The organism is Synechococcus sp. 8F6, assembly GCF_002252665.1.
Lineage (GTDB): Bacteria > Cyanobacteriota > Cyanobacteriia > PCC-6307 > Cyanobiaceae > Cyanobium_A.
Genome location: NZ_NQKZ01000002.1, coordinates 18,455 through 33,139, shown reverse-complemented (window position 1 = coordinate 33,139; position 14,685 = coordinate 18,455). Strand labels below are relative to the sequence as shown.

General features: G+C 68.6%; 16 protein-coding genes. 1 reads left to right on the top strand and 15 read right to left on the bottom strand.

Annotated features, from left to right (window positions below):
• Nucleotides 1-29 precede the first annotated feature (29 nt).
• From fba to CJZ78_RS02105, 15 genes are all read right to left on the bottom strand, one after another.
• Complete coding sequence (fba, locus tag CJZ78_RS02175) at nt 30-1,103, bottom strand: class II fructose-bisphosphate aldolase (protein ID WP_094559267.1); 1,074 nt, start codon at nt 1,101-1,103, stop codon at nt 30-32.
• A 72-nt stretch (nt 1,104-1,175) separates the two neighbouring features.
• A complete protein-coding gene (locus tag CJZ78_RS02170; RefSeq protein ID WP_094559266.1) occupies nt 1,176-2,246 on the bottom strand; it encodes a Gfo/Idh/MocA family protein in 1,071 nt (356 codons plus the stop codon).
• On the bottom strand, nt 2,243-2,629 hold the full coding sequence (locus CJZ78_RS02165; RefSeq protein ID WP_094559449.1) for a hypothetical protein: 387 nt from the start codon (nt 2,627-2,629) through the stop codon (nt 2,243-2,245). Before CJZ78_RS02165 ends, CJZ78_RS02170 begins: the two co-directional genes overlap by 4 nt.
• Nucleotides 2,630-2,677: 48 nt before the next feature.
• Nucleotides 2,678-3,553: an acetyl-CoA carboxylase, carboxyltransferase subunit beta gene (gene accD, locus CJZ78_RS02160; RefSeq protein WP_094559265.1), complete on the bottom strand. Its 876-nt coding sequence runs from the start codon at nt 3,551-3,553 to the stop codon at nt 2,678-2,680.
• A 48-nt stretch (nt 3,554-3,601) separates the two neighbouring features.
• Nucleotides 3,602-4,447, bottom strand: a complete 846-nt coding sequence (locus tag CJZ78_RS02155; protein ID WP_233128414.1) for an A24 family peptidase — start codon at nt 4,445-4,447, stop codon at nt 3,602-3,604.
• Nucleotides 4,448-4,454: 7 nt separating this feature from the next.
• The gene (locus CJZ78_RS02150) at nt 4,455-4,844 is read right to left on the bottom strand and encodes a hypothetical protein (RefSeq protein ID WP_233128413.1); all 390 of its coding nucleotides are present in this window, start codon (nt 4,842-4,844) and stop codon (nt 4,455-4,457) included.
• A gap of 41 nt (nt 4,845-4,885) precedes the next feature.
• Nucleotides 4,886-5,788, bottom strand: coding sequence for a phosphoribulokinase (locus tag CJZ78_RS02145; protein ID WP_094559264.1), 903 nt, complete (start codon nt 5,786-5,788; stop codon nt 4,886-4,888).
• An 81-nt stretch (nt 5,789-5,869) separates the two neighbouring features.
• On the bottom strand, nt 5,870-6,952 hold the full coding sequence (gene leuB, locus CJZ78_RS02140; protein WP_094559263.1) for a 3-isopropylmalate dehydrogenase: 1,083 nt from the start codon (nt 6,950-6,952) through the stop codon (nt 5,870-5,872).
• 78 nt (nt 6,953-7,030) lie between these two features.
• Complete coding sequence (lpxD, locus tag CJZ78_RS02135) at nt 7,031-8,083, bottom strand: UDP-3-O-(3-hydroxymyristoyl)glucosamine N-acyltransferase (RefSeq protein WP_094559262.1); 1,053 nt, start codon at nt 8,081-8,083, stop codon at nt 7,031-7,033.
• A gap of 37 nt (nt 8,084-8,120) precedes the next feature.
• Nucleotides 8,121-9,209 carry a glutamate 5-kinase gene (proB, locus tag CJZ78_RS02130; protein WP_233128412.1) on the bottom strand — a complete coding sequence of 363 codons (1,089 nt, stop codon included), beginning with the start codon at nt 9,207-9,209 and terminating at the stop codon, nt 8,121-8,123.
• Nucleotides 9,209-9,718, bottom strand: coding sequence for a YqeG family HAD IIIA-type phosphatase (locus tag CJZ78_RS02125; protein ID WP_094559260.1), 510 nt, complete (start codon nt 9,716-9,718; stop codon nt 9,209-9,211). The genes proB and CJZ78_RS02125 overlap by 1 nt, the downstream gene beginning before the upstream one ends.
• A complete protein-coding gene (locus tag CJZ78_RS02120) occupies nt 9,718-10,272 on the bottom strand; it encodes a DUF3727 domain-containing protein (protein WP_094559259.1) in 555 nt (184 codons plus the stop codon). The genes CJZ78_RS02125 and CJZ78_RS02120 overlap by 1 nt, the downstream gene beginning before the upstream one ends.
• A gap of 19 nt (nt 10,273-10,291) precedes the next feature.
• Nucleotides 10,292-10,792: a Holliday junction resolvase RuvX gene (ruvX, locus tag CJZ78_RS02115; protein ID WP_094559258.1), complete on the bottom strand. Its 501-nt coding sequence runs from the start codon at nt 10,790-10,792 to the stop codon at nt 10,292-10,294.
• Nucleotides 10,785-11,864: a GNAT family N-acetyltransferase gene (locus tag CJZ78_RS02110; protein WP_094559257.1), complete on the bottom strand. Its 1,080-nt coding sequence runs from the start codon at nt 11,862-11,864 to the stop codon at nt 10,785-10,787. The genes ruvX and CJZ78_RS02110 overlap by 8 nt, the downstream gene beginning before the upstream one ends.
• 111 nt (nt 11,865-11,975) lie before the next feature.
• Nucleotides 11,976-13,172, bottom strand: a complete 1,197-nt coding sequence (locus CJZ78_RS02105) for a F420-0:Gamma-glutamyl ligase (RefSeq protein WP_233128411.1) — start codon at nt 13,170-13,172, stop codon at nt 11,976-11,978.
• A 93-nt stretch (nt 13,173-13,265) separates the two neighbouring features.
• On the opposite strand from CJZ78_RS02105, the gene CJZ78_RS02100 reads away from it, so the two are divergent.
• Nucleotides 13,266-14,684 (top strand): PhoH family protein, encoded by a 1,419-nt coding sequence (locus CJZ78_RS02100; protein WP_094559256.1) that lies wholly within the window; start codon nt 13,266-13,268, stop codon nt 14,682-14,684.
• The last annotated feature ends 1 nt before the right edge of the window (nt 14,685 follow it).

Below are 14,685 nucleotides of genomic sequence, written 5' to 3'. Positions count from 1 at the left end.
CTGCCAGGTTGATCAGGCGGCTGTTTAGCTCAAGCAGCCACGGCGGTTTTGGGGTCGAGTTCGCCCTTGGCGTACAGACCGGCGTAGTAGTTGATGTCGCGCTGCTTGATCTTGCTGGCGTTGCCGGCACACCAGAACTGCTGGTAGCGATCCAGGCACACCTGCTTCATGTACTGCCGGGCCGGCTTGTTGAAGTGGCGGGGATCGAAGTTGGCGGGATCCTTGAAGGCGGCTTCCCGCACGGCGGCGGTGAAGGCCAGGCGGTTGTCGGTGTCGATGTTCACCTTGCGCACGCCGTTGCGGATGCCCTCCTGGATTTCCTCCACGGGCACGCCGTAGGTCTCTGGGATGGCACCGCCGAACTTGTTGATCATGTCCAGCCACTCCTGGGGCACCGAGGAGGAGCCGTGCATCACCAGGTGGGTGTTGGGGATCGCCTTGTGGATCTCGGCGATGCGGCTGATGGCCAGCACTTCACCGGTGGGCTTGCGGGTGAACTTGTAGGCGCCGTGGCTGGTGCCGATGGCGATCGCCAGGGCATCCACTTTGGTTTTGGCCACGAAGTCAGCGGCTTCGGCGGGGTCGGTGAGCAGCTGGCTGTGGTCGAGCTTGCCCTCGAATCCGTGGCCGTCCTCGGCCTCGCCCATGCCGGTTTCCAGGGAGCCCAGGCAACCCAGCTCACCCTCGACGCTGACGCCGATGGCGTGGGCCACGTCCACCACTTCCTTGGTGACAGCCACGTTGTACTCGTAGCTGGCGGGTGTCTTGGCGTCGGCCATCAGCGAGCCATCCATCATCACCGAGGTGAAGCCGTTGGCGGCGGCACCGAAGCAGGTGGCGGGGCTGTTGCCGTGGTCCTGGTGCATCACCACCGGGATGTCGGGATAGGTTTCCACCGCAGCCAGGATCAGGTGGCGCAGGAAGTTTTCACCGGCGTACTGGCGCGCGCCCCGGGAGGCCTGCAGAATCACCGGAGAGTCGGTTTCGTAGGCCGCCTCCATGATCGACTGCACCTGCTCCAGGTTGTTCACGTTGAAGGCAGGGATGCCATAGCCGTTCTCAGCGGCATGGTCGAGCAGCAGCCGAAGCGGAACGAGCGCCATGGGAAAACCTCTCGGGGTCGAAAGTTGGGACTGGGGGGGAGTCTAGGGGATGCCCTTTGGCCGAAAACGGCGCTAGCTGCCTGACTGGCGGGCCCAGTCGCAGCAGTGTTGGCTGCGCACCGCTTCGCCAAGGCCAGGCACCATCGGCCGGCCTTCCCGGACCGCGGCACTCCACCAGCTGTGAATTCGCTCCACGGGGGCAATCCGGCCGTCGGACCAGGTGCGGGCGAAGCTCCAGCGGGCGTCGGCATCGACCGGCCGCAAGGGCTCCCCCGCCTGGGACTGCCACAGCCCGAAGCCATGAACGTAGTCGGCCTGGTTGTCGGAGCCGAGCACGGCGGTGCCGTCACGGCCGTAGAGCTCCAGCCAGCAGCCCCTTCCTCGGCGGGCTACCGAGGCCAGATTCAATTGGGCCGGCACCCGTTGCCCCTGGTGGGTTTCCAGTTCGAGCTGCACCAGGGCGATGTCTTCGGCATCGACGCTGGCCAGCCGGCCGCTGCCATCGGCCAGCGGCCGCTCCCGGATGGCCGTGCTCAGCTGGGCCTGCAGGGAATGGGTGGGTCCCACCAGCCAGTGCAGGGTGTCGAAGGCATGGGTGCCGAGGGCGCCCAGCACGCCGCCACCTTCGGCGGCCTGGGAATACCAGCTCCAGGGGCGGGAGGAGTCGGCGCGGCTGCCCATCAGCCAGTCAAATTTCACCAGCACCAGCTCCCCCAGGCTGCCGCTCTCCAGCAGGGCTGCCAGTTGCTGAAACAGGGGCACGGCCCGGTATTCAAAGTCGACCGCCACGGTGAGGCCCCGTTGCAAGGCCAGGCGCTGCAGGCTCTCCACCTGCTCGGCGCAGAGGGCCACGGGCTTCTCCAGCAGCAGATGCTTGCCGGCCTCCAGGGCCCGTCGGGCCAGATCAAAGCGGGGTGCCGGGGGGGTGGCGATCACGATCGCCTCCACTGCGGGGTTGGCCAGCAGGGCGTCGAAGTCGCTGGTGCCGGGCAGCTCGGCGCTGCGGCAGGCGGCCTCCAGCCGCTGCGCCCTGGGGTGCCAGAGGGCCACCGGCGTGGCGCCGCGGCAAGCGCGCAGGGCCGGCAGATGCACCGCCTCGCCAAAGCCCAGGCCCGCAATGGCCACGCCCAGTGGTTTGGTCATGACAGGGCCTCAGGGGCGGCGGCACACACCTCGCCGATCACGCTGGCGATCAGGGAGTCTCCGGCGGCTGGTTGCCACTCGGCCCCGAACTGGGGCAGGCCGTTGATCGAGGTGTCGCGGAACAGTGCCTGGCCGCAATCGATCTCCATCACGTAAAGATCACTCACTGGGCGGGGCTTGTCCTCAGTGGCGGCGGGCTGAAATCGGCTCAGCACCGACACATTGCCGCTGCGGCTGCGCCGCAGGCTGCCGCCGTCCCACCACTGGCGTCCCTCGCTGGTGGTGGCCACTTCGTGCCAGTCCACGGGGCCAGCCAGTGCAGGGCCAGCTGCGCCCGTGAACAGCGCCACCAGCAGCACCAGGGCTGCGATTCGGGACACCATCGTGGAGATGATCTGTTTCACGCCAGCAACTGTTTCACGCCAGGTTGCTCAAGCGGGCACCGTTTCGCGGCAGCCGTGCATCTTCAGCAGGCTGGCCAAGGTGGCCTTGAAGGTGGTGCGCTCGACGATGGCGTCCACGAAGCCGTGGTCGCGCAGGTATTCGGCGGTCTGGAAGCCGTCGGGGAGTTTTTCGCGCAGGGTCTGCTCGATCACCCGGCGGCCGGCAAAACCGATCAGGGCTTTGGGTTCGGCCAGGATCAGATCGCCCAGCATCGCGAAGCTGGCGGTGACCCCACCGGTGGTGGGGTAGGTGAGCAGGGGCATGTAGAGCAGCTCGGCCTCGCGGTGGCGCTCCAGAGCGCCGGAGATCTTGGCCATCTGCATCAGGCTGAGCATGCCCTCCTGCATGCGGGCGCCGCCGGAGGCGCACACGATCAGCACTGGGACGCGGCGTGCCGTGGACGTTTCGATCAGCCGGGTGAGTTTCTCGCCCACCACCGAACCCATCGAGCCGCCCATGAAGCGGAAATCCATCACCCCCAGGGCCAGGGGCAGTCCGCTGGTGCGGCACAGCCCCGTGATCACCGCGTCTCTCAGGCCGGTGCTCTGCTGGCTGTCGCGGATGCGGTCGGCGTAGCTGCGGCGGTCCTTGAAGGCCAGCGGGTCGGTGGGCGCCATGGCGCTGTCGAGCGGTTCAAAGCTGCCCGGATCGGCGATCAACGCGATGCGCTCTTCGCTGTCGATGCGGTTGTGGTGGCCGCATCCTTTGCAGACGCTGGCATTGGCCACCAGATCCTTGCGATACACCACCAGCCCGCATTCCGGGCATTTGCTCCAGAGGCCATCGCCTTCCTCCACGTCCTGGGTGACCCGGACGGTTGGTGCATTTTTCTGGCGATCCGCAAACCAGTCGAACAACGACATGCGATCTCGGGGGGCAGTGGGCCTGGCGCTGAACCTATTTAAGGCGCTTCACCACACCAGCCCCAGCGCAGCAAGCCAGACGTCGTGGCCCAGCAGCCACACGGCGGCCCCGCCAGCGGCCAGGAAAGGCCCAAACGGAAAGGGCTGGTGCTTGCCGAGCCGGCCACTGAGACGGCCGATGCTGCCCACCACGGCGCCACTGAACACCGCCAGGATCACCGTGAGCCCCAGGCCGGTCAGCCCGAGCCAGGCTCCAAGGAGGGCGGCCAGCTTGGCGTCCCCCAGTCCCAGGGCCGGCTTGCCGATCGCCTTCTGGGCCAGGGCGCTGACCGCCTCAAAGCCCACCAGCCCAACACCAGAGGCCACCAGGTGGTGGAACAGCAGCTCGCGGCCCACGCCCGCGTCCTGCTCGAAGCCGATCAGGGCCGTCACCGCCAGGCCGAGCACCAGGCCGATGCGGCAGAGGGGCTCCGGCAGCCAGAGGCGATCGAGGTCGATCAGCACCAGGGGGATCAGCCAGCTGAGCAGCAACCAGCCCGCCGCTACCAGCAGCCAGGGCTGGGGTTGGGGGCCCATGGCGCTAGGGCGGGCCAGCAGCGCCGCCACCCACAGACCGGCACAGAGCAGTTCCACCAGGGGGTAACGGATCGCGATCGGGGCGCCGCAGTGGCCGCAGCGGGCCCGCAGCAGCAACCAGCCGAGCACAGGCACGTTTTCGCTCCAGCGCAGCCGGCTGCCGCAGTGGGGGCAATGGCTGGGGGGCAGCACGATCGATTCTTCCCGCGGCAGGCGCCAGGCCACCACGTTGAGAAAACTGCCGACGCAGGCCCCGAGCAGGGCCGCCAGCAGCGGCAGGGCTGGAAAGCTGGACAGAAGTGGAGCCGTGGCGCTCAAGCGGACCTCAGGCGGGAGGCATGGAGGAAGGTTTGCGGGGCAGGCGCAAGCGGGATCCGCCGCTGCGGCCCAGCCGGCCCCGGATCAGATCGATGGGCACAAAGTGTTCGTCCGGCAGTAGCACCGGCAGGTCGAACACCAGGCGGCCCTGGTTGCCGTGGAGCACCACACCGGCAGGATCCGCCCCCGCAGAGGCATTGTTGAGAGCCTGAAACAGCACCCGCCGTGCCGCCTGAATCACCAGCTGGCTGTTGATCTGATCGAGACGAAGTCCGGGAGCCGCCTTGGCGGAGGCCCCCGGAATCAGAAACGACGGCGCCGAGGTCTGTGGTTCATCCGCCTGGTGGTGTTCCACACGGGGTGGATTCGTGGGTGTGGCGAAGGAAATCGGCCTCACCAGAACGAATTGCAGTCCCAGACTAAAGGCTGCAGATGCAATCAGGCCAGCTTCTTCTTCTCTTCGATCATGCGGTGGATGATCGGGGTGAGGATCAACTCCATGGCAAAGCCCATCTTGCCGCCGTTCACCACGATTGAGGTGGGTGTGGACATGAAGGAACCGTTGATCACGTTGAGCAGGTAAGGGAAGTCAATCCCCCACTTGTCGCGGGCCACCTTGCGGATGTGGATGATGACGAAACTCTCATCCGGGGTGGGGATGGTCTGGATGAAGAAGGGGTTGGAGGTGTCCACGGTGGGCACCCGCTGGAAGTTGATGTCGGTGAGGCTGAACTGTGGGCAGATGTGATTGATGTAATCCGGCATCCGGCGCAGGATCGTATCCACCGTGGCTTCAGCCGAGTAGCCGCGCTCCTGGTTGTCGCGGGCGATCTTCTGGATCCACTCCAGGTTGACGATCGGCACCACGCCGATCAGGAGATCCGCCAGATTGCGCAGGTTGTAGCCCTCGCCCACTACGCCGCCGTGCAGGCCCTCGTAGAAGAGCAGGTCGGTGTCGCCGGGAATCGGCTCCCAGGGGGTGAACTGACCAGGCTCCAGGTTGGTGCCGAGGCGGGCGTTGTGCTCAGCGGCCTCCTCAACGGAGTGCAGGTAGTAACGCTTCTCGCCGCCGCCGGTTTCGCCGTAAGTGCTGAACAGCTCTTCAAGCTTGTCGAAGCGGTTGGCGTCGGGACCGAAGTGGGAGAAGTTCTCGCCCTTGGCCACGGCAGCGGCCATCGCTTCCTTCATTGGGCCCCGCTCGTAGCGGTGGTAGCTGTCGCCCTCCACCACCGCCGGGGTGATCCCCTCACGCTTGAAGATGTATTCGAAGGCGCGCTTGACGGTGCTGGTCCCAGCGCCGGAGGAACCGGTGACAGACACAACCGGGTGACGCTTCGACATGCGCGGGGATTCAAAAACCGACCGTGAGTTTGGCAGGTCGCCGGACCGATTCCCCCATCCCTGCGGTGAACCGTTGCAGGATCAGCCCTCCAGCGCTGCCAAAAGTTGTTCGCCCATGGCGCGGCAGCCCAGTTGGGTGCAGCCCTCGGCCATCAGGTCGCCGGTGCGGTAGCCGGCTGCCAGCACGCGATCCACCGCTGCTTCCAGATCGGCGGCAGCTGCCTGCTGCTGCAGGCCGATGCGCAGCAACATGGCGGCGCTGAGCACCATGGCCATCGGGTTGGCCTTGTCCTGCCCAGCGATGTCTGGCGCAGAACCGTGGATGGGCTCGAACAGGCCCGGACCGCTGGACCCCAGGGAGGCCGACGGCAGCATGCCGATCGAGCCGCTGAGCATGGCGGCCTCATCGCTGAGGATGTCGCCGAAGAGGTTGCTGGTGAGCAGCACGTCGAACTGGCGCGGGTTGCGCATCAGCTGCATGGCGGCGTTGTCGACATACATGTGGCTGACCTCCACGCCTGGGTGGTCGCTCGCCATCGCGTTGACCCGGTCGCGCCAGAGCTGGCTCACATCCAGCACGTTGGCCTTGTCGACGCTGCACAGGCGCCCGCCTCGCTGCATGGCCAGCTCAAATCCGACCTTGGCGATCCGATCGATTTCGTCATCGAAGTAGGCCATGGTGTTGAAGGCCCGCACTCGGCCTTCCGCTTCGACACGCCCCTTAGGGGTGCCGAAGTACACACCGCCGGTGAGTTCGCGCACCACCAGCAGGTCCACCCCCTCGATCACCTCGCGCTTCAGGGTGGAGGCGTCGATCAGGGCCGGAAGGATCTTGACGGGTCGCAGATTGGCGAACAGGCCCAACCCTGCCCGTAGCCCCAGCAGACCGGTTTCGGGGCGCTGCTCCCGGGGCAGGGTGTCGTATTGGGGGGAGCCGATGGCGGCCAGCAACACCGCATCGGCATGCCTGCAGGCCTCCAGGGTGCTCGCGGGCAGGGGCTCGCCGGTGGCATCGATGGCGGCGCCACCCATGGGCTGCTCGTCGTAGGCGAGGTCAAAGCCATGCCGGGCACTCACCGCATCCAGCAGCTGCCGGGCCACTGCGGTGATCTCCGGTCCGATGCCATCGCCGGGGAGCAGGGTGATCCGGTAGCTGGTCGTCATGGTGGTGTGGGGGTGCCGCCGGCGGTGTTTAGGGCTGGCGGCGAGGCTAGGCGCTGGCTGGTTGCACCCCTGGCGGGCTCAGCTCTGCACGCGTTTCTCCAGTTGGCGCAAACTCTTGGCCAGCTCGGGCAGCTTGTTGAAGGCGGCCGAGCAGCGCAGCCAGAGGCGATTGGGGATGGCCGGATAGCCGCTCACCACTTCGCCGGCGGCCACCTCGCCATGCACGCCGGATTTGGAGGAGGCGATTGAGCGGTCGCCCATCACCGCCTTGTTGGCCAGCCCCACCTGGCCCGCCAGGATCACGCCGTTGCCCAGGCGAGCGCCACCGGCGATTCCCACCTGGGCCGCCAGGGCGCAGCCCTGGCCGGTGATCACGCCGTGGCCGATGTGCACCAGGTTGTCGATTTTGGTGCCGGCGCCGATGCGGGTTTCACCCACCGAGGGGCGATCCACCGTGCTGCCGCAACCCACCTCCACGCCGTCTTCGAGGATCACCTGGCCGGTCTGGGGCATCTTGCGCCAGCCGTTGGCGGTGGGCACAAAGCCGAAGCCCTCGCTGCCGATGACGGCGTTGGAGTGCACCACGCAGCCGCGGCCCAGGCGCGTGCCGGGCTGCAGCACAGCCCCGGCGTGGAGCTCGCAGCCCTCGCCAACCTGCACATCGTCGTAGAGCACCACCCGGGGGTGAAGGATGCAGCTGGCGCCGATCTGCACGTTGGCGCCGATCACCACCTGGGCTCCCACATGGGTGCCCATCCCCACGACGGCGCTAGGATCAACCACAGCGCTGGGGTGAATGCCGGAGGCCGGGCGGCTGCGGGGGTAGAGCGCCTCGAGGGCTTCGGCAAAGGCCAGCCTGGGATCGGCCAGGGCGACCCAGGCCAGGCCGCGATCCCTGGCCTCCTGTTGGAGAGCCTCGGCCTCCTCGCCCCGGACCGGAATCAGGACCGCACTGGCGCCACTGGCCTGCAAGGCCGCCGCCAGGGCATTCCCCGGTTCGAGGAAACTCAATTGGCCGCTCCCGGCCTGGTCGAGGGCGGCGGCACCGCGGATCTCGGGGTCGCCGGCCAGGTGGCGCGGGCTGGCATCAGTCACGTCGCTCAGATGGCTGAGCAGGTCGCTGAAGCGCATTCCAAGGGAGCCGTCCAGGCCGGATCGTAGGCCGGGCCTAGGAGCTGGTGAGCACGAGTTGGTCGCGGTGCACCACCTCCACGCCGGCGCGCCCCATCAGCTCCCGCAGCTCCGTGCTGCTGAGGGTGGCCAGCCCCCGGCCCAGCTCCCGGCCATCGCTGGCCAGCAGCCGCACGGCCTCGCGGCGGCCAAAGTCGCCCTCCACAGCCTTCACCCCCACGGCCAGCAGGGAGGCCCCCTGGCGGGTCAGGGCCTGTTCGGCGCCCGCATCGAGGTGCAGGCTTCCCTTGGGCAGCAGGGCATGGGCGAGCCAGCCCTTGCGGTCGGGCAGGGGGGTGGGGCTCGGCTGGAACACGGTGCCGACCCGCTCGCCAGCCAGGAGGGCATCGAGGACGGCGGGGTCGCGGCCGTCGGCCAGCCGCACGCGGATGCCGCTGGAGGTGGCGATGCGGGCGGCAGCCAGTTTGGTGGTCATGCCACCGGTGCCCCACTGGCCGCCACCGGTGGCCACGTTGTGCAGGCTGTCCAGCTCCGCCAGGTTGCGCACCTCCTCGATCGGCCGCGCCTCGGCATCGGTGCGGGGATCGCCGGAATAGAGCCGATCCACATCGGTGAGCAGCACCAGCTCGTCGGCGCCGATCGCCACCGCCACCAGGGCCGACAGGGTGTCGTTGTCGCCGAAGCGCAGCTCATCGGTGGCCAGGGTGTCGTTTTCGTTGACCACCGGCACCACCCCCCAGTCCAGCAGCTGCTCGAGGGTGCGGCAGGCGTTCTGGTAGCGACGCCGGGAGGCCAGATCGCCGCGGGTGAGCAGCACCTGGGCCACGGCCAGGCCCCGCACCGCGAACGCGTCTTGATACAGAGCCATCAGCCGCCCCTGGCCTACGGCGGCGGCGGCCTGCAGGGCCACCACCTCACTGGGTCTCTGGTCCATCTCCAGGGCGACGCAGCCCAGGCCCACGGCACCGCTGGTGACCAGGGCAATCGCGTCGCCACGGCGCTGCTGACGGCTCAGACTGGCCGCCAGATCAGCGATCACCGCCGCGGTGGGGCGATCACCGCTGCCCCGCAGCAGGCTGGTGCCCACCTTGATTACCCGGCGCATGGCGCTTTGCTCGTGTGCCATCAGCCCAGGGTCGTGCCGACCCAACGGGCCAGGCGCAGCTCCAGCTTCTGCAGCCGATCCCGCTGGCAGGGCTGGCCGAGCGGATCGATCGGCTTCACCAGCACGGTGAACAGCCCGAGCCGGTTGCCAGCAATCACATCGGTGAAGAGGCGATCACCGATCAGGGCCACTTCCTGGTGGGGCAGCTGCAGCTCGGCCAGCACCTTGCGCAGGGCGCTGCGTCGTGGTTTTCCCGCAGAGATGGTGTAGGGGAGGTCGAGCTGGGCCGCGACGGCTCCAATCCGTTTGCGGGAGGGGTTGTTGCTGAACAGGTGGATCGGCATGTGCTGCCGCGCCAGCCGCAGCCAGCGCAGGGCGCTGTCGGGCAGCTCTGCCTGGCGGCGGGGCAGCAGGGTGCGGTCGACATCGAGCACCAGGGCCCGGATCGGTTGGTCCAGCAGCTCCTGCAGGGGCAGCTCGGCCAAGGTGCATTCCCGCAGCCAGTTGGGGCGCAGCAACTGACGCAGCATCAGTCGTCGCCCTCCCGCTCCTCCAGCTCAGCCTCGATCCGGGGCTGGACCCGCTCAAACTCCTCGCCTTCCACCAGCACGGCACCGTTGCCGTCCATCCGGGCGACCACAAAGAAGGGATCGAGGGGGATGTAGAGCCCGTACTCCCGTTCGTCCGCCAGGAAGCTCACCAGCAGTTCGTAGGTCTCCGAGTCGTCATCAGCGTCCTCGTCGTCGTCGAGCTCCTCGGGTTCGTCCAGTTCACCGCTCACCGTGAGGGTGACGGCAGAACGCACCAGGGTAAGGTCGTGCTCCTGGAGCACCACATCGGCGACAGACAGGATCGGCTCGGTGGCATCGATCGTGTCGATCAGTTCCGGGTCTTCGTCGTCGTCCAGGCGGAACAGGCAGACCGGGGTGTCCACCGGGGTGAGCAGCACATAGTCGTGGCCGTCGAGGGGGATCAGCTGCTCGAGGAAGCAGAGCAGCTGGCGGCCGCGGCTGTCGTGCACGAGCACCGTTGGCACATCGGCGGAACTCTCCGAGGGGGGCTGGGAGGGGGCTTCGGGGCTCATGCAGGGGGCGCGTGTCTTCTCAGGATGGTGCAACGCCGGCCATCTCGCCGCCGCCGATGGTCGCCGGCTGCACCGGTTCTGGCCCCTCCTGCAGCCACTGCTCCAGCAGCAGCGCTGCCGCAGCGCTGTCGAGGGCGCCGCTGCGGTCGCCGTGCAGGCCATGGCGCTCGGCGGCGGCCCAGCTGCTGGTGTGCTCGTTGACCCAGGCCAGGGGCAGCTGGAGCGCTCGGGCCAGCTGATCGCCATACCGCTGGCAATGCTGAGCCTGGGCGGTCGGTTGGCCGGCCTCATCGAGGGGCAGGCCCACCACCAAGGCGCTGACGCGCCGCTGGCGCACCAGCGCCCTCAGGTGCTCCAGATCCGTGGCAAAGCGCCCCCGGGCCAGGGCCGGCAGGGGCGTGACCGTCAGCCCCAGGGGGTCACAGCCGGCCAGGCCGATGCGCCGGCGGCCCACATCCAGGGCCAGGGTCGAGCGGGGCTGGGGAGGCTGGCGGCGGGCCCGCTGGGCAGCGTCACGCACGGGGAAGGGTGGGTGTGAGAGGGGTGGGTGTGGGAAGTGGACGGCGGCGGGGTTGCCACTGGCCGAGGATCGCCTCCAGGCGCTGGGCGGCCCGGGCGGGTGCCTGCAGGCCCTGGCGCCGCCAGACGCTGCGCGCCATCAGCACCCGCTCACCGCGCTCCTGGGCGCCGAGGCCCGCCATCCAGAGCTGTAGGGCCTCGTCGCGCAGATCGCAGCGCAGCCACAGGGGTTCACCAGCCCCCAGCTCGCTCTGTGCCCGCTGCAGCAACAGCTCGGTGGCGGGGCCCACCAGATGCGTCCAGCCGGGATGGACACTCAGTTCCACGTCGTGGCCGCCGCCGGGATGGTCGCCGATCCAGCGCACGGCCGCCACCGCTTGCTCGCGATTGGGATCCACCCACATCCAGCCCCGGCCGTGGCTCTGGTCGAGCAGGTCGTCGACGCCCCGATCCAGCAGGTGCCGCAACCGGGCCGGGCAGACCGCCTGCTCCAGGTGCCACAGCAGCGGCGCCGAGCGGCGGTTCAGGGCGGTGAGCTGCAGGTCGGCAGGCGCTGGCAGGGGGGGCGCTGCGGATGCGCTCGCGGGCTGCTGCCAGCACCAGAGGCGATCCGTGCGCAGGGGCTGGAAGCCCTGCTCGCGCAGCATCGCCAGGCGGGTGTCGTCGAGGGTGGAGGCCGCGGCAATCCAGCTGGCGGCGCCCTTGGCCCGCTGAATCGCGGCCCGTAGCAGGGTGGCGGCCAGCTCCTGGCGGGCGGCGGCGGGGGCCAGACGCAGGTGCTGCATCTGCCAGCAGCTGCCGCTGCGGTTCAGCCGGCGGCACACGATCAGGCCCAGGGGTGTTTGGCCGTTGAGGGCAACCAGCACCTGGGGCGCCAAGGATGGACGGGCCAGCAGGGATTGCAGCAGGCGCTCCGGCAGCCCCAGCAGCAAGGCGCGCTGCAGTAGCGGCTGCAGCGGCAGGAAGGCGGGGTCGCTGAGCAGGGGCAAGTGCCAGCCGGCGAGTGGCTCGAGCCGCCAGCTGTCGGGTTCGGGCCGCCCTGGTGGTGCCGGCTGGGCAGAGGGGGGCTGCAATATCCCGAGCATGGGGCGTGGCGAAGATGCCGGGGCTGAACGGGCGCCGAGGCTGATCCGATCACCCAACTGTATCGGCGGCGCCCGATGTGCGCTCCACCCCGCGGCCGCTCAGGCCGGCCGCACCAGCACCAGGGGGGTGCGCTCGTTGGCGTTGCCTGCCGGGTTGGGGCGCAGGGCCCGCTCCAGCAAGGCCTCATCGCAGCCCGGGCTCGAGGCCAGCACCTTGACCCGGCCCAGGTCGTTGACATCCACCACCGCCACCGCCACACCGAGGGAGCGAGCCATGGCGGCGCAGAAGGCAGCGGGCTGGTCGGGGCCCAGCACAATCGTCTGGTCGTAGGGCGGGGTGGTGCCCGTGATGTCGTCGATCAGGCGGGCTTGCTCGCCGGCCAGTCGGTAAAACCAGCCCTTGCTCCCCACCAGCTTCAGCGCCAGACCCACCAGCCAGGCCCCCAGCACCCGGGCCGGCCCCACCACATCGATCAGGCTCTGCAGGCCGCAGGCGGTGGCCAGGGAGCTGGTCGGGTGGAACACCCGGCAGAGCAGCCGGGCCAGGCCGCTGGGCTGCACGGTGGAAGGGTGGTGATAGCGGCCCTGGATCACCGCCAGCGGGGTTTCGCCGATGGTCAGCACGTCGCCCGGCTGGATCAAGCCGCCGGCGTAGCGGCGCAGCACAGCTTCCGGATCATCCAGCACCCCCAGCAGGTGGGTGCCCAACGGCAGCACGCGACAGCGGTCGCCGTCGCGCCAGCGGGCATTTGCGGCGGCCAGGGGGGTGGGCATTTGCAGCGGCACGAGCACGCCGTCACGGCGCTCGAGCCGGCCGAAGGGGCCGTAATTGATCCAGAGGATGTCCAGCCAGAGGGTGTCGAGCAGCTGCTCGAGGGGCTGGCCCGGCGCTCCGCTGAGGCTGATGTGGATGCGGGCGCTGGTGCTCTTGCGCCCCTTGACGATGTAGGCGGCCCAGTAGCCATCCGGGCGTGACTCCTCATCCGGATGGAGCGCCTCGATCCGACTGCTCACCGTGACGCCCGCCAGGTCGCCCCGGCCCAGCAGGGTGGGCCGCAGCGTGATCTCCGGCACCATCACCTCCATGCGGCGATGGGGGTTGCTGATCGTGATCGTGCCGGTCACCTCCAACCCCGCGGGGGTGCGCTCCACCTGGAAGCCATCGGCCCGCAGCTGCAGCGGCGACGCGGGCCGCAGCCGGTGGCGCAGCTCCAGCCACACCAGGGTGAGGCCCAACAGCAGGGCCAGCACCAGCACGAGCTTCAGCAGGGCGAGGGCGACAAGCGAAGAAGCCAATTGCGACCGGGCAAGAATCGCCGGAGCGTAAGTGGGCCTGCGGTCTTAGCTTCAAACCGTCAGCTTCAAACCGTCGCGATTTCGGTGCCCGGCATGCGCAAGACCTTCGTGCTCGACACCAATGTGCTCTTGCACGATCCGGCTGCGCTAACCCGGTTTGAAGACAACAACATCTTGATTCCGATCGAGGTGGTGGAGGAGATCGATCGCTTCAAGCGGGATCCGGCCGAGAAGGGACGCAACGCCCGCCAGGTGTCGCGCCTGCTGGATGGGCTGCGGGCCCAGGGCAACCTGGCCGATGGGGTGCCCAACGGTGACCAGGGCGGCACCCTCAAGGTGGTGTTCTGCCGCAGTGAAACCCTCAGCCAGTTGCCGCCGGAGCTCAAGGCCGGCAACGGCGACAACAACATCCTGGCGGTGGCCCTCGAGGAGCAGCGGCTGCAGGCGGTGATGGGCAGTCAGCCGCCGGTGATCCTCGTGACGAAGGACACCAACCTGCGCATCAAGGCCGATGCGGTGGGCCTGATCGCCCAGGACTACACCAGCGATCGGGTTGACATCGGCGACCTTTACCCCGGCCTGTGTGAGTTGTGGGTGAGTGCCGAGCAGATGGACCGGCTCAAGCTGCCGCCGGGCCTGGAGGTGAACGGGCTGGCGGTGGAGACCTCCCTGCAGGCCAATGAGGGGGTGACCCTGATCGACCAGGCCCAACCGGCCCACACCCTGCTGGCTCGCTTCAATGCAGCCACCGGCACCCTGCAGCCGTTGCAGCGGGCGCCCAAGGCCAAGCTCGGCCGCATCCAGCCCCGCAACCGGGAGCAGACCTTTGCCCTGGATCTGCTGCTGGATCCCGAGATTCAGCTGATCACCCTGGTGGGCAAGGCCGGCACGGGCAAGACCCTGCTGGCCCTGGCGGCGGGCCTGCACCAGGTGGCCGATGAGCGGCTCTATGAGCGCTTGCTGGTGACCAGGCCGGTGATCTCCCTGGGCAAGGAGATCGGTTTTCTGCCGGGGGATCTCGAGGAGAAGATGGGGCCCTGGATGCAGCCGATCCTCGACAACCTCGACTTTTTGCTGGGCGGCAGCGGCGAGGACGAGGGGCGCGGTGCCGGGCGGACAGCCGGTGGCGGTGGCGCTGGAGCGGGTGGCCGGGGCGGCAGCCACCGCGGGCCGCGCAGCAACTGGACCGACCTCAAAGGCATGGGTCTGCTTGAGGTGGAGGCGATCAGCTACATCCGCGGCCGCTCGATTCCCCGCCAGTTCATGGTGGTGGATGAGGCCCAGAACCTCACGCCCCACGAAGTGAAAACGATCGTGACCCGGGTGGGCGAAGGCACCAAGATCGTGCTCACCGGCGATCCCTACCAGATCGACAATCCCTACGTGGATGCCGAGAGCAACGGCCTCACCTGGCTGGTGGAGCGCTTCAAAGGCCAGGCCCTGGCCGGCCACGTGACCCTGCTGCGGGGTGAGCGAAGCGAACTGGCTGAGCTGGCGGCCAACCTGCTCTGAG